This window comes from Sulfurimonas hydrogeniphila, assembly GCF_009068765.1.
Lineage (GTDB): Bacteria > Campylobacterota > Campylobacteria > Campylobacterales > Sulfurimonadaceae > Sulfurimonas > Sulfurimonas hydrogeniphila.
The window spans coordinates 1858205-1876650 of the sequence record NZ_CP035534.1; the positions used below are offsets into that span (position 1 = coordinate 1858205).

Sequence of the window (18446 nt, forward strand, 5' to 3'; positions counted from 1 at the left end):
ACAACACTGTTCAAAAACGCTAAAACAGAGGGTTCATTAAAGAAAAGTTAATGTAAATAACAGTTATAATAAACAAACTGATCTCAGGAAAAAGATGCAATGCAGCAAAAAAGAATTATTATAAAAATTTTATTACTTTTATCTCTTTTTTCAATCTCTCTTTATGCAGATATTCAGCTAACAGGAAACTTGCATCCTGGTGATAATGTTGAGAGCAGCTTTATTCCTTCTGAACCTCTCACAAATGATACCGAAGATACATATGACTATTATCTTAATAATCCCACAAAATTTTATTTGAGTGAAAACAGTGATATTACCGCAGTAGAACTTGTAAATGCGGTAGGAATTGACAGTGCTATTCGTGTTTATATTGATGGAAATCTTGTGGGGACAGGGGCAAGCGGAAGTGCTGCCATAACACTCGATACGACACTCAGTCTGACTAGCGGCTACCATGATATTGCTGTACACGGGAGTTGTTATAATCGATTTGGGAACGAAACAAACTGTGGAAACTGGTTTGTCAGAGACATTGATGATTTTTATTTTTCTGCTCTAAAATTGATATCTCAACAAACAACAACAGCTGTAAATTTTATACAAAGAGTTCATATTGGCGATTATACGGATAGTGATGACAATTATGATATTGACGACACTTCCAACTCTTTTTATCCTGATGCTCCGGAAGCGACATCAAAAGTATATTTGCTAGATGGCAATATAACAGGAAATTTGGCAGCATTTAGAATTTTTATTTCACGAATGAGAGATGTTTCGGCAGACGGGATAAATAAAATAAAAGTCTATGATAGCAGCAATACACTTATCACGACTTTTGATATCAACCAATCAGGAAACTACAAATTTGATGTTTCAGAACTTTACGAGGGAAATGTAAGCGGTATATCAAAAGTAGAAATTATTTGTGGACAAATAAGTAGTTCCAATTATGATGATATTTCCTTTGGCGAACTTATTGTTATTCCTTATACATCAGTAGCAGATATTTATCCAAAACCAATTATTGATTACCGTATGGATGAGTGTAGCTGGGACAGTGACAGCAATACTTACGAAATAAAAAACGACGGAACTCTTGGAAGTGATTATAATGCAACGGCTCTCAATGATGCCAATGTTACGGATGGGAAAATTTATACCGGAGGAGATATCAATGCTACGAATAGTTCTGATAAAGCAATTTTAGTACAAAACAATATTTCACTTCCTGCAAACTATACATTGACAACCTGGATTAAATTTCCTCTTAATGAAAATGGGCATGTATCTTTCAGTAATACAAAATATTTCAATATTGCAGACAGACCAGGAAGCAGTAATGACTATATATATTTTGCTCTTGATACAACAAACAACAATTGGTATTTATGTATGCAGGGAAATAATTACGAATGTCAAAGTTACAATCCTCAAAACCTGTCAGGGTGGCATCTTTTAAGTTTTGTTGTTGATGGTAACAATGACACAACAAAAGTCTATGTTGATACAACAGAAGCTCTTAATTTTACTCAAGCACCGTCCGGAGCACTGGGCCTACTTTTCAACAGTGATTACCAGAGTAATAATAACAATGAGCCGAATGGACAGTCTATCGGTGCAACCGTTGATGAATTCAAAATCTTTAATACTCAATTCAGTGCAAATGACATTCAGACTCTTTACAACAATGAAAACAGCGGCAACAACTATAATGGAACCAGCAGAGCTGTCCCTCAATGTGGTGGCGGCAATCAAAACAACAACAAAACCACGCTTTTTAATGCAGTCAGTTCTATTGGCGGCGTTACATGTAACGCGGTAAATGACTGGGATAACAACCTTACTACACAAATAGTCAATAAGCCTTATGGTCTTTACATCCTCTCAAAAGATGCACTGACGCAGACTGCTCCAAGCGTGGCAGACATTACAAAGGTTACACTCAAATACTATGATGACGGAAACACTACAGACTGTGGCGGCAATCTTCTTGCCAATGTCGTAAAATGTGATGACGCAACCAGCACTACATGTAACGATACCAATGCAAGCGGCTGTGCTTATTATGACAATATGACGATAGACCGCGCTGTAAAATGTGTTCAGGTTTACATAGAGGGAAGAGATCAAAACAATACCTCTTTGGACACAAACAGCTCTTATTCAAGTGATAATTATGCCGTACGCCCTGTAAATTTCACATTGAATGTCACAACTTTACCTCTGGTTGCAGGCGCAGATTTCAACACCACTTTTCAAGCTTTGGATGCAAACGGCAATCCCTCCACAGACTATAATGAAACAAGGAACAGTTCTTTTAAAGTGGACGCCAATATTACAAAAAGCACATGTACTCTTGGAAGCTTTACGATGGAAAATTTTTCCTTTGTCAACGGACAAAAAAATGATGTCAATGCAAGCTACAGTGAAGTCGGCGAACTTAATATCACTATACAAGAGATAAACGGCAATGAATTTGCAAAAATAGATGCAGATGACACAAATGACATTCAAAGACTGATAGAACAAAATTCGACAACAGTCTCATTTGCACCACATCATTTTTCCATCATAAACTATAGCTTTACACGCAACAATCCGGATCAGGACTGGCGATACATGGCGAATGTCAATGATGCCAATATCAGCATCGCCTTTAATGTCCGGGCACAAAACGAACAGAACCAGACAACACAAAACTTTGATGCTCTGTGCGCCGCAACGGATGTCGGTGTAAAAATAGATCTCAACACAACAAATGATGATGCGAATGCAAGTTATTTTGAGCGTATAAACAATACCGTTACAACCGGACATGATAAAAATTTAAGCAATATGGACCTGAATGCTACAGTCAATGACAGCAACTTCAGTTCCGGAGACTCTACACAAATAGAGTATGCCCTCAATGTCTACAGAGTCTTCAACGCTCCAAAAGAACCTCGTACTATCACGGTCACAGAGGTAAACACAACAAGCTCCAGTGTCATAAACATAGGATTGACTCCGGAAAACAACAGCAGTAAATTTTACTATGCAAGACTCTATACACAAGATTTGGCAACTTCTCAGACAACTGATACCGTGCAGGCAAAAGTACTGGTCTATGACAGCCTTGCAGACAGTTATGTAAGTGATTTGAATTTGACAGAAGAGTTGAGTCACTGGTATCACTATGTCCCTCAAAACGAAAATACAAACGGAGACATCCTTGCTCTGAATGTTTCAAGAACTACAACGAAAAAATCGGCGGATGATGACGGAATGAGCGCAACAGTCAGTTTTGATACAAACGGCACCTTTAGCATAACTGTCAACAATCCAAATCAAAATACACTGACTCACTATATTCATTTGGATGTCAGTCCGTGGATCTGGTATGTCCATGAAAATTTTGGCAGTGACTATAACGAAAGTGTCGGCAGCAGTTGCAGTGAACACCCCTGTATCAAATACAATTTCAATACACAAAGCAGCGGAACAGGTGTCAGCAGCGGGAATGTCAACGGTGTCTCTTTTGATGTCAATGTCTCCAAAAATTCTCGAGGAATCAGGCTGCTGCGATGAAAAAAGCATTTACGCTGATAGAACTTATCTTTTCTATGGTTATCATCGCCATTGCTTTTTCTGTATTGCCTAAAATTCTGCAGCTCTCCATCAAGTCATCCACAACAAGCTTAAAAGAAGAAGCAATGTTTAATGCCGTAGCCTATGTCGGTTTGATTAAATCTACCGCATGGGATGAAGAAAATACAAAAGTTGATGACATTCTTCTTGTGACCAGCGGCAACAGTGTTTATGACTGTAATGAAACATCAGGCTACAGAGCAGGCGGTATGAAAGGCTCTCGGAACTGTTTTCATAAAAAATATGCTTCTGTACTTGGGTCTGACAGCAATGATTTGGATGATATGGATGATTTTATCACGCTCAATGCAAAAAACTCCAGCAGTTCACGTGACTATAACCTCAGTGTAACGGAAAACTATATAGATGACATTACGCTCAATGCAACCCAGTACACAATTGTCTATCCTCCCAATGCCACCGATACTACCAATACAAAGTTCATAACAGTCACGGTTCAGGCAAATAAAAAAGGAAATGTTTTAGGCAACAGTTTTGTAAAAATTCCTTTTATTGCCCAAAATATCGGGCAAATCAAAGTAAACAGAAGAGTATGGCAATGAGAAGAGCGGCAACCCTTATAGAAATGATATTTGTCATTGTCATTATTTCTTTTTTGGCTACGGGTTCATTTAAAGCGATGCAGGCAATTTTAGTGCGTGAGTATAAAGCAAAACAGCTGACAAACCTCTCTTTGGAGTCTCAGATTGTTGTCAACCAAATCAGTAATTATTTAACGCAGCGCATCGTCTACAGTACCATTGGATACAACCCCAATGACGGCAGTTTTGAGTATATAGGCGATTTGACAAGCTCCAAACCTGTACTTGAGTGGATAGGCAGAGCCAATGACTTATACCTTGAAAAAAGATACAGTGGCTTTTTTGATATGGCAACAAAAACCGATACAAAAGTCGCCTCATACGATATAGACGGCACTGCCATAGATACAAGTAAAACAGCTCTTATATTCGCAGGAAGTTTTGACCGTTCACAAAGCGACAGTGCAAATATAGCTTCGAGTTTCGGCTGGCATGAAAGCAACAGAGAGGACACCTATGATATCACAATAAGTGATCAAAATATCTCTCTTGACAACCCTGTCCCGCAATTTCTGTATGAAAAATATTTTTTGGTTGAGAGCGCTTATGCTATCGCCAGAGGAGAAGATATCGATCAAAATGCCACCTGTATCACAGATCTTGGCTTAAAGAGCAAAGATGTCAACAGTACTCTTTTTCTCTTTTCAAACTACAGACCGTGGAAGCAGGAAACATTTTGTGCAGACAAACAGGGCAACTCCAAAGTGGGAAATGTCTCTGTTTTGATGCAGAATATAGACGGTTTCAACTTCAGTGAAGTTGATTACACGATACGCATTCTTCTGGATGTCAACAAACAGATTCGCGGCGCCCACCCGGTGCACTTTTCCAAAATAAAGGTGGTATTTTAATGCGCAGCGGATTTAACCTTTTAATGGCTATTTTCATCATTCTTCTTTTAGCCGGAGCAAGTGTACTGACACTCAAGTACACTTCAATTTCTGCAAAACATTTTGCCGACAGCTATATAAAAGAGCAGGCAGAAATTTTTTCCCAAAGTGTTTTAGAGACAACAATTTTAAAAATTGAAGGGACAGACAGAAGTACCGAGTGCCTGACACTCTTTAGCCTTGATTCGGCAGACGGCAAATTTACAGCAGATGTAAATATTTCAACATATTATCTTTATGCAGATGACTATGACAATGCAACCGGGACAAACTGCAACAATGTAAAAAAAAGAATTCAGACAGAAGAGTCAAACGGCTATGTTCTTATAAACATCACAGTACAGACAAACAGCAGCAATAATAAGATAGGAGACTATATATCTCCCGTCAGAATCGTAACAAGGAGCCTGCAACGACCATGAGAACAAAGGCCTATACATTAATAGAATTGATTTTTGTCATAATCATCATAGGGGTTTTAGCCGGAACAGGATTTTACTATTTTAAACCGCATTACCTTCAAAACGATCGTGATTTTTTAGAACTCCAACTCAATACAACCCGATATGAAGGACTCAATTATGACAAAAGAAATCCGTCCGAAGATACAAATTATACTATAGGATGTATTTCGCAAGAGGATTTTTTCACCGACAGAACAACAATTGATACACATTATAAAGCACATGCTGTATTTACGGTAACTCCAAATGAAAACATTCTCTGTTTTGATGCACTCGGACGCGTACACAACGGAACTGACGGAAACAAAACAACACAAAACTCATTATTGACCAGTGATATTGTGATAACATTAAGTTACAATAACGAAGAAAAAAACATTACAATTGACCATTTCAGCGGTGACTTAAGGTAACCTAATTCATATTTTGTTATAATAAAAGAAAATAGGATTGGTTTTTGGCTGAAAATGCAATAGTTCTTCTTGATAATGAACATACTGTTATTTATGACGGACAAAAACCTGTTTTTGATACAAAGAACAAGGACCCTGAACTTTTCACTGCAGTTGTTGTTCCCTTAAAATATATTCACTCTTTTTCTTTTAAAATTGCAAATACAATCAGCGATGATGAACTCGCAATGAAAACAGAACTCAAAATGTACAAAGAGGGCGGACTTGATGTACAAAAAGAGTATGCTGTTGATTTTATCAAGTATGAGCTTGACCATGAGTATCTCATCGAAGCTTTTGCCCTTTCTCTTGATGATTTCAATCACTATATTGCGAATTTTTCATATAAAATAGATGTAGTCGACCTTGCCCTGCCCCGTTTTTTGATATATGAAGCACTTTATAAAACAGAAGAAGAGAAAAAATCAAATGATTTGTATATCTACATCAGCGACGACGAAGCTTTCGGAGCGATATACCAAAACGGTAGGTATATCGGTCACAGGGTTATCAATTCACTCAATGCTATCTCGAAACGGACAGGCCTGGAACTTGTAAAACTCAAAGAGTATTTGCAGGAAAAAGGCTTTAACCGTGACAACTACGGGCTTGAAGAGACCTTGATTTTAGATACCGTCATTGAAGTCTTTTCAAAAGATATAGAAAAAATTGTTTATTCTATCAACCATAAACGCGGTCTTTTCGGATTGACCGGCATAGATACAGTTGTCATAGATTTTGAAGGACACACCCTCGAAGGCATAGGAGATTTTTTCTCTCAATATGGCTTTGAACCTGTTATAAAACCTTTGACATACCATATACAGCAGGCAACACCTTCTCTTTCTGTCTTGCTTGAGTATCTCTTTGGGCTGCATCAGGGAGCAGATTTTCATCAGGTTAATTTAACACACCTTGAAAGAAAAAAACCGCTATCGCAGTATACGGGCTTTCGCTATCTTATAGAAACACTTATTACAATTGTTGTTCTTTTAGGTATCGGCATCTTTGTCAGCTACTATCTCAACCAACAGCAGGAAAAAATTACCCTCCTTGAAGTCAAAGCAAAAGAGCGAAAAAAGAAGATAGAAGACCTCTCTCTTCGTTTCAAAAAGATCAAAAAGAAAAATGATCGGCTGCTCAAAGAAAAAGAAGGGCTTGAAGACAAAATATTTGTATACGAAACGACTTTCAGGGTTATTCCTATGATAGGACAAATTGGGATAAAACGGCAAAAAATGATGAATGACATTCTGAAAGTACTGAAGAAGTACCGTTTGAGCGCCTCCTCTATATTTCAAAAAGATGAAAAAAGATTTGAGATTCAACTCATCTCGCAATCCGCTAAAAGAGGTAACATTTCCAAGTTTATGCATGATCTTATAGAACTGGGATATAAAAATGTTATGACGAAAGATATTACTTATGAAGACGGTGTCTATAAAAGTAAAATCTATATCAGTGTAAAAGAAGTTGAGTAGCATGCTAAGAGATAAATTTGAAGAGATAGAGAATTTAGATTCCAGAAAAAAAACTGGCATATATATTGCTATTCCTTTTATACTGTTTGCTCTTTTTTACTTTCTGTTTCTTTCCTCTGCCCTGGATGAGTTTGATGCCAACCAAAAAAAGACAGAGGCACTGCAAAAAGAGTTAAGCAAACCGACTCTTAGGCTGCTTTTGGCAAAAACAGTTCGTTTAAAAAAAGAGATTGTAAAAAACAAAACAGCAATTGAGCAAGACAGAGAGCAGTTGAATTATTTTCAGCATAAACTGGATTCAAAAAGTTTTCTGTTTATTTCCAAAAAGTCAATCAGTCTCTTTTTGGACAAACTTTTAGATAATTCTTTGCACAAAGGTGTCTTGATTCAAGCCATCACTCTGCACAATGAGAACAAACCCTACATAGGGAATTTAAAACTGAAAAAGGTCATCGATGTCAATGCCAGCGGACGATTTTTAAATGAACTCTCTTTTTTGCGCAGCGTAGAAAAAAGTACCATGCTGATAAAAGTTGAGAACCTGCACATTTTTTTGCAAGAAACGAATCAACCGCTTTTCTCTTTTGAAGTAAAATTTTATGGAGTTGAGAAATGAAAAAAGTGATTTTAGCCTCTCTGTATTTTCCTTTTTTATATGCAAACTCTCTGCCCATTGTCAACTATGACCCTTTTTACAAAAGTCAGAAAATACTGCATACACGCCATGCCAGCAAAAGGCAGAGCAACTCTTTTGTACTCAGTGCAATTTACAACAACCGTGCCTTTGTCAACAACAGATTTTATACTGTCGGTGAAAAAATCCAGGGCTATAAAATAAAGAAAATATATAAACAATCCGTTGTTTTGCAAAACCGTAGCCGTCTAAAAATACTGCATTTGCAAAAAAACCACCTTATCCAAATCAAACAAGCAAAAAGAGAAGAAAAATGAAAATACTACTTTTACTGTTCCTCGCACATACCCTGTTTGGATCCACTGTTTGTGAAAACCAGCTCTTCTCACTCAGTGCCTACAAACAAAAACAAAAAAGTGCTATAGAAGTCGCTTCGATTTTAAAAGAATTAAGTGCTACCTGTAAGCTTTCTATTGTATTCAATGATGACGTATCCAAAAAAATGCTTCATAAAAAACTGGATTATGTCAATATTAACAACTATACTTTTGAGCAGTTTTTAGACTTTCTGTTTAACGAGGCAAATCTTTTTTATACCTATGAGCCTACAAAAAATACCCTGGAAGTACAGTATTTGCGAACAAAAACCTTCAGTGTTGATTATATATATCTAAGTGAGTTAAGCAGTGAAAGCAGTAAGTCCATTACAACAGGAGCAGCAGGTATTGCGGCAGGTAATACAGGAGGAGGCGCAGGTGGCCTTTCTGGCGGTGGCGGCGGATTTGGCGGTGGCGGCGGTGCCGGAGGCAACAACGGACGCCAAAACAGAGGAACTTCATCTTCCAATGATTTTACCACTATTAGCTCAAAATCAAAATTTACTTATTGGGACAATCTGTACAGTAATATTTCAAAACTGTTTCATACAAAAGAAAATGTACGAATTTTCATTAACAAAGATGCTTCTCTTTTAACCATCACCACAACAAAAAAGAACCTGGAAAAGGTAGACAGATACCTTAATGTTTTACTGAAAAAAATGCACAAACAGGTGGCTATAGAAGCAAAAATAATAGAACTCACCTATGATGACAGCTCCTCAACAGGCATCGACTGGAGCAAACTTGACATCTCTTTAAGCGGGAGTATAAGCAATGACCCCGGAGCTGTTGATGCCACACTTTTAAACAAACCTTCCTATAATCTGGCATACAGTTTTTCAACAGCAAAGTTTTTAAAATATTTAAAAACATACGGGGACATCAAAGTCCTCTCCAACCCAAAAGTTGTCACAATGAACAACCAGCCTGCTGTTATCAATGTAGGAGAGCAACTCTCCTATAAATTCCAGACAGGTTCCGTGACAACGACAGGCGGCACAGCGGCCGGAACCAACACTTTTTCTGTCGGTTCGACCTTTATAGGTGTTACTCTTTATGTTATTCCCGAAGTCAGCGAAAACAATGAAATCATTATGAAAATAAATCCTGTGGTTTCCAAACTCGCTGACAACACCTCCACAACAAATACCGCTTCAAGTGCTACACGGGAGATTCCGCCTGATACAAAAATAAAGCAAATGACCTCTATTGTACGTATAAAAAACAATGAAAAAATAGTCATTGGCGGGCTTGTCAGCATCACTAAAGGCGGTTCTTCTGTAAAAGTACCTCTTTTGGGAGATATCCCGTTTTTTGGATCTCTCTTTAACTATAAAGAGAAGATAAAACAAAAAACGGAGATGTTTATTATCATACAGCCCCATGTTGTAACGACAAAAGCTATGCCGACACTCAGAGACATTGATTTAAAAGATCCGTTTTTTCAATCAACTTTTGACAAAAACAGTACCATTGAGAATACAACCAATGGGTAGGTTTGCCAAATGAACTATTTAGAACTTGCCCAGTGTTTTGAAGAACAAAACAGTTCTGAACATTATCATCAAAACAGTGAAGTGCTTCACATAAAAAATACAATAGAGAGCATCTTAAACAACAATACAAAACAACTCCTCTTTTTAACGGGCGAACCAGGCGTAGGAAAAAGTGCTTTTTTAAATTACATCGAAGAGCAGTTTACTTATGACATTATCAAATTTGACATTCCTTTTTTGGAACCTATAGACTTCGTAAAAATTCTAATTCAAAAAACGCAGACAGAAGTTGCCAACTACTCCTTAGAAGAACTCATCAAGCAGGTCATCTCTTTATACCAGAATTCAAACTATATAGTAGTGCTCGATGAAGCACAGCTGCTCTCTAAAGATATGATTGAAATCATTCGGATTCTGGCAGATTCCAAGGCATTCTGGTTTATCCTCGCTATGCATGAGCATGAGTCACAAAAGATACTCAAAGAGCCACAGTTTGCATCAAGACCACACAAGGTTCTCAAGTTGCAAAATATTTCAATGCAGGAGTGCAGAGAGTATATTTACACAGAACTGCAAAATAAAAACGCCTCTATGCTTGCCGATGAAATCACAAAAAAACATATAAAAGATATATACAGACTCAGTAACGGCAATATGCGCGTACTCAAAAAACTTCTCTATACCTCCTTTTTACTCATTGACTATGCACAAAAAAATGATAAAGAGCATTACAAAGCATTTAACAAATGTATTCTGACTATGGCTGCCATAGACGGAGGACTGATCAATGCATAATTTTGACGACTTGCAAAAACGCTGTAAAAAATATGCAATGAAAAAAAAACTGAAATATGCCCTGGTCGCTGTTTCTGTAATTATCGCTGCTGTGCTTCTTTATCTTTATGCGCTTGAGCAGGTATCGACTCTTCCTGAGAAAAAAACTTCTGCAAAACCCAAAGCTGTTACAAGTGCGCATCCTGTAAAAAAAACAGCACCCAAAAAAGAAGTGCAAAGAGAAAAAGTCAAAAAAGTATCAAAAAAAGTGCAAACAGATGCAAAAAAATACTCTTTGCAGTTTTTGGTAGCATCTCCACGCTATACAAACAGAATCAAAAAAGAAAAAAAGCATCTCGAGACTCTTGGTTTTGTCAATTGCAAACTGCAGCAATCTTCTGTTTACATCCACCTTGTATGTAATGAATCAGACACTTTGCAAGACCTTGATCCCTATATAAAACTGGCACAAAGAAAAAAACTGGACTATGTTATCCGGACACAAAACAATGATGCCCTGCAGCAAGAAACAGTGCCAGAAAAAAAAGAGAAAGTTAAAAAAGCAGTTCCGCCGTTGCAAATACAAAAAAATGCACAAAAGACAGTGCCCCCTATGATCAAAGTGCAAAGTGCTGATACACAGGAGCTTCAAAAAAGGTTTGCACAGACTCCAAATTATGCCGTAGCACTTGTCATAGCACGCAACTATTACAAAGAAGGCAACTACAAAAAAGCGATAGTTTGGGCAAAAAAAGCAAATCAGCTTAATAAAAGTGATGCACAATCCTGGATAATTTATGCAAAATCTCTTTATGCACTGCATCAGGATGCCAAAGCCAGGCAATTGTTGCATATATATTTGCAGTATGAAAATTCGGATGCAGCGCAAAGCTTGTTAAAACAATGGGAGCATACTCAATGATAAACAAAAAGATAAGACTCGGTGATCTGCTGATTGAAAAAGGATATATCACACAAGAGCAGCTTGAATCTGCTCTGGCCAAACAAAAAAAGCTTAACTTTACAAAAAAACTCGGTGAAATTTTTATTGACGAGGGGTATATTTCACAAAAAGAACTGCTTAAAATGCTTGCAACTCAACTCAAAATTCCTTTTGTCTACCTTTTTGGTGAAAAAATTGATTTTGAAAAAATTGTTGCAAGGTACCCGATAAATTTACTAAAAGTCGCCCATGCCATTCCTTTTAAAGAGGATGAGGACTTCATCTATATGGCAACCAGCGATCCTCTTAATTATGATGCTTTGGAGAATTTGGAAAGAAGCATATCCATCAAACCGATGAAAATTTCTTTGGCCTATGAAGATGACATTAATGTTATTTTCAAAAGAATAGAGACGCTTAAAAAAACCAAAGTCCTTATAGATGAAGTAAAAAAAGAGTTACAGACAGAGGGATTAAAAAAAGAGGGAGAAGACAGCGCTGTTATGCGGCTTATTCGACTGCTCATCAGCGATGCTATTGCAAAAAGAGCCAGTGATATCCATATAGAACCCGAAGACAATGACAGAATGATTGTACGCTCCCGTATAGACGGCGTTTTGTTTGAAAACTTCATTTTTGATATGGAGATTTACCATGCCATCTCTTCACGCATCAAACTTTTAGGCAATATAGACATATCCGAAAAGCGGGTTCCCCAGGACGGAAGATTCTCTTTGAACCTTTTTGACAAAGCCTATGACTTCAGACTCTCTACCACGCCGACTATCTTTGGCGAATCTATCGTTATGAGAATCCTCGACAGAGAAAAAGTTCTTTTAAAACTCGAGGATTTGGGCTTTGCAGATGAAAACCTGGAAGCGTTTAATGACCTGATTACCTCGCCTCACGGTATTTTGCTTATTACCGGACCTACGGGTTCTGGTAAAACAACCACTCTGTATGCGGCACTCAATGAGATAAAAAGCATCTCCAACAAGGTTATGACGGCAGAAGATCCTGTTGAGTACAGACTGCCTCTTGTACAGCAAATCCAGGTGAACGAAAAAACAGGACTCACTTTTGCAAGAGCAATAAAATCTTTTTTACGCCAGGATCCTGATATTATCCTCATCGGTGAAATTCGTGACAGCGAAACCCTTGATGCCGCATCCCAGGCTGCCCTTACCGGACATCTCGTACTCTCAACACTCCACACAAACGATGCCCCGGGAGCAATCCCGAGAATGGTACAGATGGGGCTAAAACCCTACTTGATTTCAGATTCTCTTATCGGTGTTGTAGGACAGCGTCTTGTAAGAAAGATTTGTCCCTACTGCAAGCATGAGGTAAAAATACAAAAATCCCAACTGCCAAAAGTAGAAAAATATATCAAGCCTGACGCTGTTGTTTATGAAGGGAAAGGGTGCTCAAAATGTGATTTTACAGGGTATTTCAACAGAACAATGATTTCAGAAGTTTTTGTTCTTGATGAAGATACCGCAAAGCTTATCTCTGAAAATGCAAATAAAATAGTTTTGGCAGAGTATGCAGAAAAAGCGGGAAAATACAAGCCGATGATTTACGACGGAATGAACAAGGTACTCAAAGGAATAACAACTGTTGCGGAAGTACTGCGTGTAACCAAGGAACATTAGGGTGAAGTATTTTAAAATTGATTACAAATTTGGGAAAAAACGTTCCTCCGTTGTTCTCGAAGCACAAAACAAGATAGAAGCCATGGAGAAGTTTTTTGAAATGGAACTTGGCGTTCTTGTAAAAATTCAAGAGACTTCAAAACCGCTTGAACAGTCATTTCAAGACCTTTTGGCAAAATACAACGACCCTATAGGCAAGGGAAAAGTTGATCAGGAGAGGCTCATAGCACTGCTCGATCAAATGGCAATTATGCTTGATGCAGGGCTTCCTCTCAACTATACACTCAGCGAAGTAACAAAACACCAGGAAGACAAAGCGCTCAAAGCCATATTTGAAAAAGTTTTAAACGACATAGAGAGCGGAAAAGGTTTTTATGCTTCCGTGCTTCCGTTTCAAGAGCAGCTTGGAAGTCTCACTGTTGCCATGATTCAGCTTGGTGAAGAGACAGGCCAAATAGCTGAATCACTCACACATCTCACCGATATACTCCAAGACATTCTGGATAACCGAAAAAAATTCAAAAAAGCCACACGCTATCCGCTGGTCATCGTGACAGCCATGGGTATTGCATTTAGTGTTGTGACAATTTTTGTTATTCCCCAGTTTAAGTCTATCTTTGAAAGTTCACAAATGGAACTGCCTCTGCCGACAAAGTTTTTACTCTGGCTGGAGTATGCTTTACGTGTCTATGGTCCCTATATTCTTGCCGGTGCTGTATTTTTGGCGCTTACTATTTCTTACATGTATAAAAAGAGCGACAAAGTTCATATGTTTTTGGATAAACTGATACTTAAAATTTACATTATCGGCAAAGCAACTTTTTTTGCAATGATCAGTCGTTTTGTCTATGTGTTCAGCGTACTTGTCAAAGCAGGAATTCCCATGCTTGAAGCTCTGCGCATAGCCTCCGGAATTATAGACAATGTCTACATCAAACAAAAAGTAGACAGAATTGCGAGTGCTATCGAAGAGGGGAAAAGTCTGAACCAGGGTTTTGAAGAGACAGAACTTTTTGAAAATATGGTTGTTGAGATGATAAAAGCGGGTGAAACCGGTGGTGGTTTGGATAAAATGCTGCAAAAAGTTGTCAAAATTTACAAAGACAGATTCAGCTATATTGTCGACAATATTGCTACACTGATAGAGCCTATACTGCTTGGGGCAATTGCAGGATTTGTTTTAATGCTTGCACTTGGAATTTTCCTGCCAATGTGGAATATGGTCGATATGGCAAACTAAAGGAGTCAGAATGGATATAGAGACAGGGAGTATCGGTATAGCAATTGTAAGTGCATTTATACTGGGATTTGCTTTATGGATTATACACAAAATGTCAAATTTATAAGAAAGTTCTATCCCTCTATAAGTATAAAAGTTCCGTTGACATCATTGTATTCCCAATGGTCTGTACTGTCAGGTTTGTCACTGCTGTTTTCGCCAATACCGCTGCTTGTGCTTGATGCCGGTCCGTGGTAGTCGTTGTTTGCCGTGCAGCTCCATTTTGCATCCACACTTGCCGGATTTTTCAGCAGATACTTAAAAGCCTGGGAATTTGTTGCTGCACACTCACCCAGTTTTTTAGGGTAACCGTTGTCACAGTCAAAAAGAGCATCACTCCCGTTGTTGCAGTCAATACTGTTGCCGTTTCCCCAGCTGAATGTACCCTCAGCGGTTATCCAGTCGGCATGAATATCATCGAGTGCAGACTGCACCGTCGCAGCCGTTGCCATTTCAGAAGAGATTTTGGCATTTGAAGAGAGGTGACTAAATTTTGGTATAGCAACTGCGGCTAAAACACCGATGATTACAATAACAAAAATTAGTTCTATGAGTGTAAATGCTTTTTTCAAACAAGCCCTTTATATAAAGAAGAGAGACTATCCCTTCTTTATAATATAATTAAAATGTTATAGTGTGTGCTGTCGTGCTGTTATTGTCATTCAACTTGGCACATTTTGCTTTTGTTTGAGGATCACCAAGCTGATTACAATCAACACCATAAACAATGGTAGAGTTATCCGTCATTTGAATCTGTGCAACAACCGCATTAGCATTGTTTGGATCTTGGTATTGAGATGTATTTGCATCCGTCCAAACCCAGTTTTTACCATTAAGATTTACTAAATCCTGCAGTGCATATGTCGCATTATCTTCTAAGTCTCTTTGATTTACTGCTGTAGATGCACCCGCACTTGCCATATCAGTCGTAACTTTAATGATATTATTCGCCTCTGCACTCTGTTTCAAGTTTTTAAATTTCGGAACAGCTACTGCTGCCAAAACACCAATGATCACAATTACGAAAATTAACTCTATAAGAGTAAAACCGCTTCTTTTCATATTACTTCCTTGCATTAATATATCATACTCATTATATCGGCTTAAAACTTAAAAAACTTAAATTAATCCCAAAAGTGCGATAAATAAAACAGGAGGTGTTACTACAATTCCTACTTTCATATATTCGCCCCAGCCTATTTTTACTCCTTTTTGTGCGAGTACATGTAACCACAGCAGTGTTGCGAGAGAACCTATGGGTGTCATTTTCGGTCCAAGGTTTGCTCCGAGTATATTGGCATATACCAAAGCTTCATTGCCTATATATCCGACTTTGTCAATAGCAATGTCCATAATCATAATTGTCGGCATATTGTTCATCACAGAACTGATAACGGCCGACAAAAAGCCCGTACCTATGACAGCTGCCGTTGTGCCCTGTGTGTTGAGCATTGCTATCCATGAAGCAATGATGTCCGTTAATCCTGCATTTTTCAAGCCGTACACAACAACATACAGCCCGATACTGAACCATACAATCTGCCAGGGTGCCGCTTTTATGGTCATTATCGGTTTGACAGCCTTGTAATGGTTGGCAATTGCCAAAAACACCAAAGCCCCGCCGAGTGCAAAGAGAGACACGGGCAGGTGAAATCTATCGCCTATAAAATAGCCCAACATCAAAAGTACCAAAAAAGCCCATGAAATTTTAAACATTACAGAGCTTTTTATGACTGTAGAGGCTTCAGGCAAGGCTTCTACGTTTACATGTAAAGGAATATCCTTTCGAAAGTAAATCCATAAAACGGCAATGGAAGCAAAAATACTCAAAAGATTTGGCAGGAACATATTTTTGGCATACTCCACAAAACCTATGTCAAAGTAGCCCACCGTTACGATATTTGTCAGGTTTGAAATCACGAGCGGGTTTGATGCGGCATCGCCTATGAAACCGCCTGCCATTAAAAAAGCAAAAATAGGCAAGGGTTTCATTTTCAGGTATTTCATCTTTGCCAGTAAAATCGGTGTCAAAATCAAAGCTGCCCCGTCATTGGCAAAGAAGGCTGCCACAACTGCCCCTAAGAGTAAAATATAGACAAACATTTTGTTTCCGTTTCCACCGCTGAGACGCGCCATTTTAATGGCTGCCCACTCAAAAAAGCCTATTTCATCCAGTACCATGGAAAGGATGATAATGCCTATAAAAGAGAGTGTCGCATCCCAGACTATATCTATCACTGTGAGCACATCATCAAAACTCACTATACCCAGCACTAGAGCGACGACAGCGCCAATAACCGCCGTTGTCCCAATCTGCAAACCTCTGGGCTGCCAGATGATAAAAACCAATGTCACTAAAAACAAACCAAATGCAAGTACCATACTTCACCTTTTATACTATTTTTAAAATCAATACTGTTGTTGCAGCCCTACTGCTCCCAGCCGGCACTGAAGTACCGGTTCCGAAAAAGCTGTTTAACTTAATGGCATCAGGCTTAAAAGACACAAAGCCCGCACTGAAGTACGGGTTCCCAAAAAGTTACTTCACTTCATGACGCAGTCTCTATTCCAAAAACACCTCGGAACCGGTACTTCAGTGCCGGCTGTTACAACTTTCGTGACTGTTGTAATTGTCCTGCATAATTTGTACGCTTTGGTGAAAGTATAACGAAATAAAATCTATAAATCAATATATCTTGATATTTGTGTTTTAATCTGCTATAATTTTGCAAACGGAGGATGCAATGGAAATATTTTTAAAAACTGTTTCGGCATTAAATGATGAAACAAGAGTCCTTTTACTGCGATTTTTGGATGAACACGGGGAGTGTTGTGTCTGTGATTTGCAGGAATCGCTTGATATGATTCAGTCACGCCTCTCACGGCACCTGAAAATACTCAAAGAAGCCGGATTTTTAAGAGTTGAGAGAAAAGGCACCTGGGGCTTTTATGCTATTCGCTCACCGCTTGACAGATTTCGCACAGAGGCTTTAAGAGAAATTCGGCATTTGGAAATAGCCTTGCCGCCTTTGAAAAAATCATCCCAAAACGGAGCATGTAAAATATGAGTCAAAAAAAAGAAGTTTTAATTCTCTGCACCGGCAACAGCTGCCGCTCCATCATGGCCGAAGCCCTTGTCAATGCGAAACTTGGTGAGTGTGTGCATGCCCAAAGTTCGGGTGTCAAAGCAAGCGGCAAGGTAAACCCTCACGCACAGGCACTGCTCAAACAAAAAGGGTATTGGAAAGATGAGTATCATTCAAAGGTGATTGAAACGGTGCTGGATACTCCTTTTGATCTGGTCATTACGGTCTGTGACGCTGCAAAAGAGAGCTGTCCCGTCTTTGCCAAAGCGGTAAAGACCTTACATGTAAGCTTTGAAGATCCAAGCGGCAAAGCAGAAGCGGAGTATGAAAAAACTCTCAATTTAATAGAAAAAAAGTTATTGCCAATCATAAAAGAGGAGTTATGCGATGAACAGAAAAGTAAATAAAACAGACAGCGGTGTAAAAATTTCCTTCAGTGGTGCAGTCAAAAAGCAAAATATCGTTTCCATGGTAGAAAACTGTGCCACAGGAAAATGCGAATGTATGAGTGATGCCACAAAAAGCAAAATCAAAAATATGTCTGTCAGCGGAAAAGACGGCGATGTTTCGTTAAAGCTTGACGGTGATGTAAGCACCCAAGAGATAGAAGCCGCACTGGCAAAATCAAAAGTTATAAATTAACTCAAAAAATATAGATTTTTATTAGTAAAAATTAG

Annotated in this window: 19 protein-coding genes; 16 read left to right on the forward strand and 3 right to left on the reverse strand. The window is 38.4% G+C overall.

The window, feature by feature from the left end:
• Nucleotides 1-99: 99 nt before the first annotated feature.
• The 13 genes from ETP70_RS09775 to ETP70_RS09835 are packed head-to-tail and all read left to right on the forward strand — an operon-like array spanning nucleotide 100 to nucleotide 14644.
• The gene (locus ETP70_RS09775) at nucleotides 100-3573 is read left to right on the forward strand and encodes a LamG domain-containing protein (RefSeq protein WP_151901003.1); all 3474 of its coding nucleotides are present in this window, start codon (nucleotides 100-102) and stop codon (nucleotides 3571-3573) included.
• On the forward strand, nucleotides 3570-4196 hold the full coding sequence (locus tag ETP70_RS09780; RefSeq protein WP_151901004.1) for a type II secretion system protein: 627 nt from the start codon (nucleotides 3570-3572) through the stop codon (nucleotides 4194-4196). The genes ETP70_RS09775 and ETP70_RS09780 overlap by 4 nt, the downstream gene beginning before the upstream one ends.
• Nucleotides 4193-5086, forward strand: coding sequence for a type II secretion system protein (locus tag ETP70_RS09785; RefSeq protein WP_151901005.1), 894 nt, complete (start codon nucleotides 4193-4195; stop codon nucleotides 5084-5086). Before ETP70_RS09780 ends, ETP70_RS09785 begins: the two co-directional genes overlap by 4 nt.
• A complete protein-coding gene (locus ETP70_RS09790) occupies nucleotides 5086-5547 on the forward strand; it encodes a hypothetical protein (RefSeq protein WP_151901006.1) in 462 nt (153 codons plus the stop codon). The genes ETP70_RS09785 and ETP70_RS09790 overlap by 1 nt, the downstream gene beginning before the upstream one ends.
• Nucleotides 5544-6002, forward strand: coding sequence for a prepilin-type N-terminal cleavage/methylation domain-containing protein (locus ETP70_RS09795; RefSeq protein WP_151901007.1), 459 nt, complete (start codon nucleotides 5544-5546; stop codon nucleotides 6000-6002). Before ETP70_RS09790 ends, ETP70_RS09795 begins: the two co-directional genes overlap by 4 nt.
• A 44-nt stretch (nucleotides 6003-6046) precedes the next feature.
• Nucleotides 6047-7522: a hypothetical protein gene (locus tag ETP70_RS09800; protein ID WP_151901008.1), complete on the forward strand. Its 1476-nt coding sequence runs from the start codon at nucleotides 6047-6049 to the stop codon at nucleotides 7520-7522.
• A 1-nt stretch (nucleotide 7523) separates the two neighbouring features.
• Entirely contained in the window at nucleotides 7524-8138 is a 615-nt protein-coding gene (locus tag ETP70_RS09805) for a hypothetical protein (RefSeq protein ID WP_151901009.1), read from the forward strand.
• The gene (locus ETP70_RS09810; protein ID WP_151901010.1) at nucleotides 8135-8473 is read left to right on the forward strand and encodes a hypothetical protein; all 339 of its coding nucleotides are present in this window, start codon (nucleotides 8135-8137) and stop codon (nucleotides 8471-8473) included. The genes ETP70_RS09805 and ETP70_RS09810 overlap by 4 nt, the downstream gene beginning before the upstream one ends.
• Nucleotides 8470-10032: a type II secretion system protein GspD gene (locus ETP70_RS09815; protein WP_151901011.1), complete on the forward strand. Its 1563-nt coding sequence runs from the start codon at nucleotides 8470-8472 to the stop codon at nucleotides 10030-10032. Before ETP70_RS09810 ends, ETP70_RS09815 begins: the two co-directional genes overlap by 4 nt.
• Before the next feature lie 9 nt (nucleotides 10033-10041).
• Nucleotides 10042-10827 (forward strand): ATP-binding protein, encoded by a 786-nt coding sequence (locus ETP70_RS09820; RefSeq protein WP_151901012.1) that lies wholly within the window; start codon nucleotides 10042-10044, stop codon nucleotides 10825-10827.
• Entirely contained in the window at nucleotides 10820-11728 is a 909-nt protein-coding gene (locus ETP70_RS09825; protein WP_151901013.1) for a tetratricopeptide repeat protein, read from the forward strand. The genes ETP70_RS09820 and ETP70_RS09825 overlap by 8 nt, the downstream gene beginning before the upstream one ends.
• Nucleotides 11725-13404 (forward strand): GspE/PulE family protein, encoded by a 1680-nt coding sequence (locus tag ETP70_RS09830; protein ID WP_151901014.1) that lies wholly within the window; start codon nucleotides 11725-11727, stop codon nucleotides 13402-13404. The genes ETP70_RS09825 and ETP70_RS09830 overlap by 4 nt, the downstream gene beginning before the upstream one ends.
• Before the next feature lies 1 nt (nucleotide 13405).
• The gene (locus ETP70_RS09835; protein ID WP_151901015.1) at nucleotides 13406-14644 is read left to right on the forward strand and encodes a type II secretion system F family protein; all 1239 of its coding nucleotides are present in this window, start codon (nucleotides 13406-13408) and stop codon (nucleotides 14642-14644) included.
• Between the two features lie 113 nt (nucleotides 14645-14757).
• Here the strand turns inward: ETP70_RS09835 and ETP70_RS09840 are convergent, their stop codons facing one another.
• Genes ETP70_RS09840 through ETP70_RS09850 form a run of 3 tightly spaced genes read right to left on the reverse strand, consistent with a single transcriptional unit; the run spans nucleotide 14758 to nucleotide 17065 of the window.
• A complete protein-coding gene (locus ETP70_RS09840; RefSeq protein ID WP_151901016.1) occupies nucleotides 14758-15255 on the reverse strand; it encodes a type II secretion system protein in 498 nt (165 codons plus the stop codon).
• A 49-nt stretch (nucleotides 15256-15304) separates the two neighbouring features.
• On the reverse strand, nucleotides 15305-15745 hold the full coding sequence (locus ETP70_RS12730; protein ID WP_283949347.1) for a prepilin-type N-terminal cleavage/methylation domain-containing protein: 441 nt from the start codon (nucleotides 15743-15745) through the stop codon (nucleotides 15305-15307).
• 57 nt (nucleotides 15746-15802) lie between these two features.
• The gene (locus ETP70_RS09850; protein ID WP_151901017.1) at nucleotides 15803-17065 is read right to left on the reverse strand and encodes an arsenic transporter; all 1263 of its coding nucleotides are present in this window, start codon (nucleotides 17063-17065) and stop codon (nucleotides 15803-15805) included.
• Between the two features lie 362 nt (nucleotides 17066-17427).
• Between ETP70_RS09850 and ETP70_RS09855 the strand changes: the two genes are divergently transcribed.
• Genes ETP70_RS09855 through ETP70_RS09865 form a run of 3 tightly spaced genes read left to right on the forward strand, consistent with a single transcriptional unit; the run spans nucleotide 17428 to nucleotide 18411 of the window.
• Entirely contained in the window at nucleotides 17428-17751 is a 324-nt protein-coding gene (locus ETP70_RS09855; RefSeq protein WP_151901018.1) for an ArsR/SmtB family transcription factor, read from the forward strand.
• Nucleotides 17748-18176 (forward strand): arsenate reductase ArsC, encoded by a 429-nt coding sequence (locus ETP70_RS09860; RefSeq protein WP_151901019.1) that lies wholly within the window; start codon nucleotides 17748-17750, stop codon nucleotides 18174-18176. The genes ETP70_RS09855 and ETP70_RS09860 overlap by 4 nt, the downstream gene beginning before the upstream one ends.
• Nucleotides 18157-18411 carry a hypothetical protein gene (locus tag ETP70_RS09865; RefSeq protein WP_151901020.1) on the forward strand — a complete coding sequence of 85 codons (255 nt, stop codon included), beginning with the start codon at nucleotides 18157-18159 and terminating at the stop codon, nucleotides 18409-18411. Before ETP70_RS09860 ends, ETP70_RS09865 begins: the two co-directional genes overlap by 20 nt.
• Nucleotides 18412-18446: the final 35 nt, after the last annotated feature.

Excerpts from the sequence above, each read along its gene's own strand:
- ETP70_RS09810 (WP_151901010.1), top strand. The coding sequence starts at position 8,135 with ATGAAAAAAGTGATTTTAGCCTCTCTGTATTTTCCTTTTTTATATGCA.
- ETP70_RS09815 (WP_151901011.1), top strand. The coding sequence starts at position 8,470 with ATGAAAATACTACTTTTACTGTTCCTCGCACATACCCTGTTTGGATCC.
- ETP70_RS09860 (WP_151901019.1), top strand. The coding sequence starts at position 17,748 with ATGAGTCAAAAAAAAGAAGTTTTAATTCTCTGCACCGGCAACAGCTGC.
- ETP70_RS09820 (WP_151901012.1), top strand. The coding sequence starts at position 10,042 with ATGAACTATTTAGAACTTGCCCAGTGTTTTGAAGAACAAAACAGTTCT.
- ETP70_RS09795 (WP_151901007.1), top strand. The coding sequence starts at position 5,544 with ATGAGAACAAAGGCCTATACATTAATAGAATTGATTTTTGTCATAATC.
- ETP70_RS12730 (WP_283949347.1), bottom strand. The coding sequence starts at position 15,745 with ATGAAAAGAAGCGGTTTTACTCTTATAGAGTTAATTTTCGTAATTGTG.
- ETP70_RS09825 (WP_151901013.1), top strand. The coding sequence starts at position 10,820 with ATGCATAATTTTGACGACTTGCAAAAACGCTGTAAAAAATATGCAATG.
- ETP70_RS09805 (WP_151901009.1), top strand. The coding sequence starts at position 7,524 with ATGCTAAGAGATAAATTTGAAGAGATAGAGAATTTAGATTCCAGAAAA.
- ETP70_RS09790 (WP_151901006.1), top strand. The coding sequence starts at position 5,086 with ATGCGCAGCGGATTTAACCTTTTAATGGCTATTTTCATCATTCTTCTT.
- ETP70_RS09830 (WP_151901014.1), top strand. The coding sequence starts at position 11,725 with ATGATAAACAAAAAGATAAGACTCGGTGATCTGCTGATTGAAAAAGGA.
- ETP70_RS09850 (WP_151901017.1), bottom strand. The coding sequence starts at position 17,065 with ATGGTACTTGCATTTGGTTTGTTTTTAGTGACATTGGTTTTTATCATC.
- ETP70_RS09865 (WP_151901020.1), top strand. The coding sequence starts at position 18,157 with ATGAACAGAAAAGTAAATAAAACAGACAGCGGTGTAAAAATTTCCTTC.
- ETP70_RS09775 (WP_151901003.1), top strand. The coding sequence starts at position 100 with ATGCAGCAAAAAAGAATTATTATAAAAATTTTATTACTTTTATCTCTT.
- ETP70_RS09855 (WP_151901018.1), top strand. The coding sequence starts at position 17,428 with ATGGAAATATTTTTAAAAACTGTTTCGGCATTAAATGATGAAACAAGA.
- ETP70_RS09780 (WP_151901004.1), top strand. The coding sequence starts at position 3,570 with ATGAAAAAAGCATTTACGCTGATAGAACTTATCTTTTCTATGGTTATC.
- ETP70_RS09785 (WP_151901005.1), top strand. The coding sequence starts at position 4,193 with ATGAGAAGAGCGGCAACCCTTATAGAAATGATATTTGTCATTGTCATT.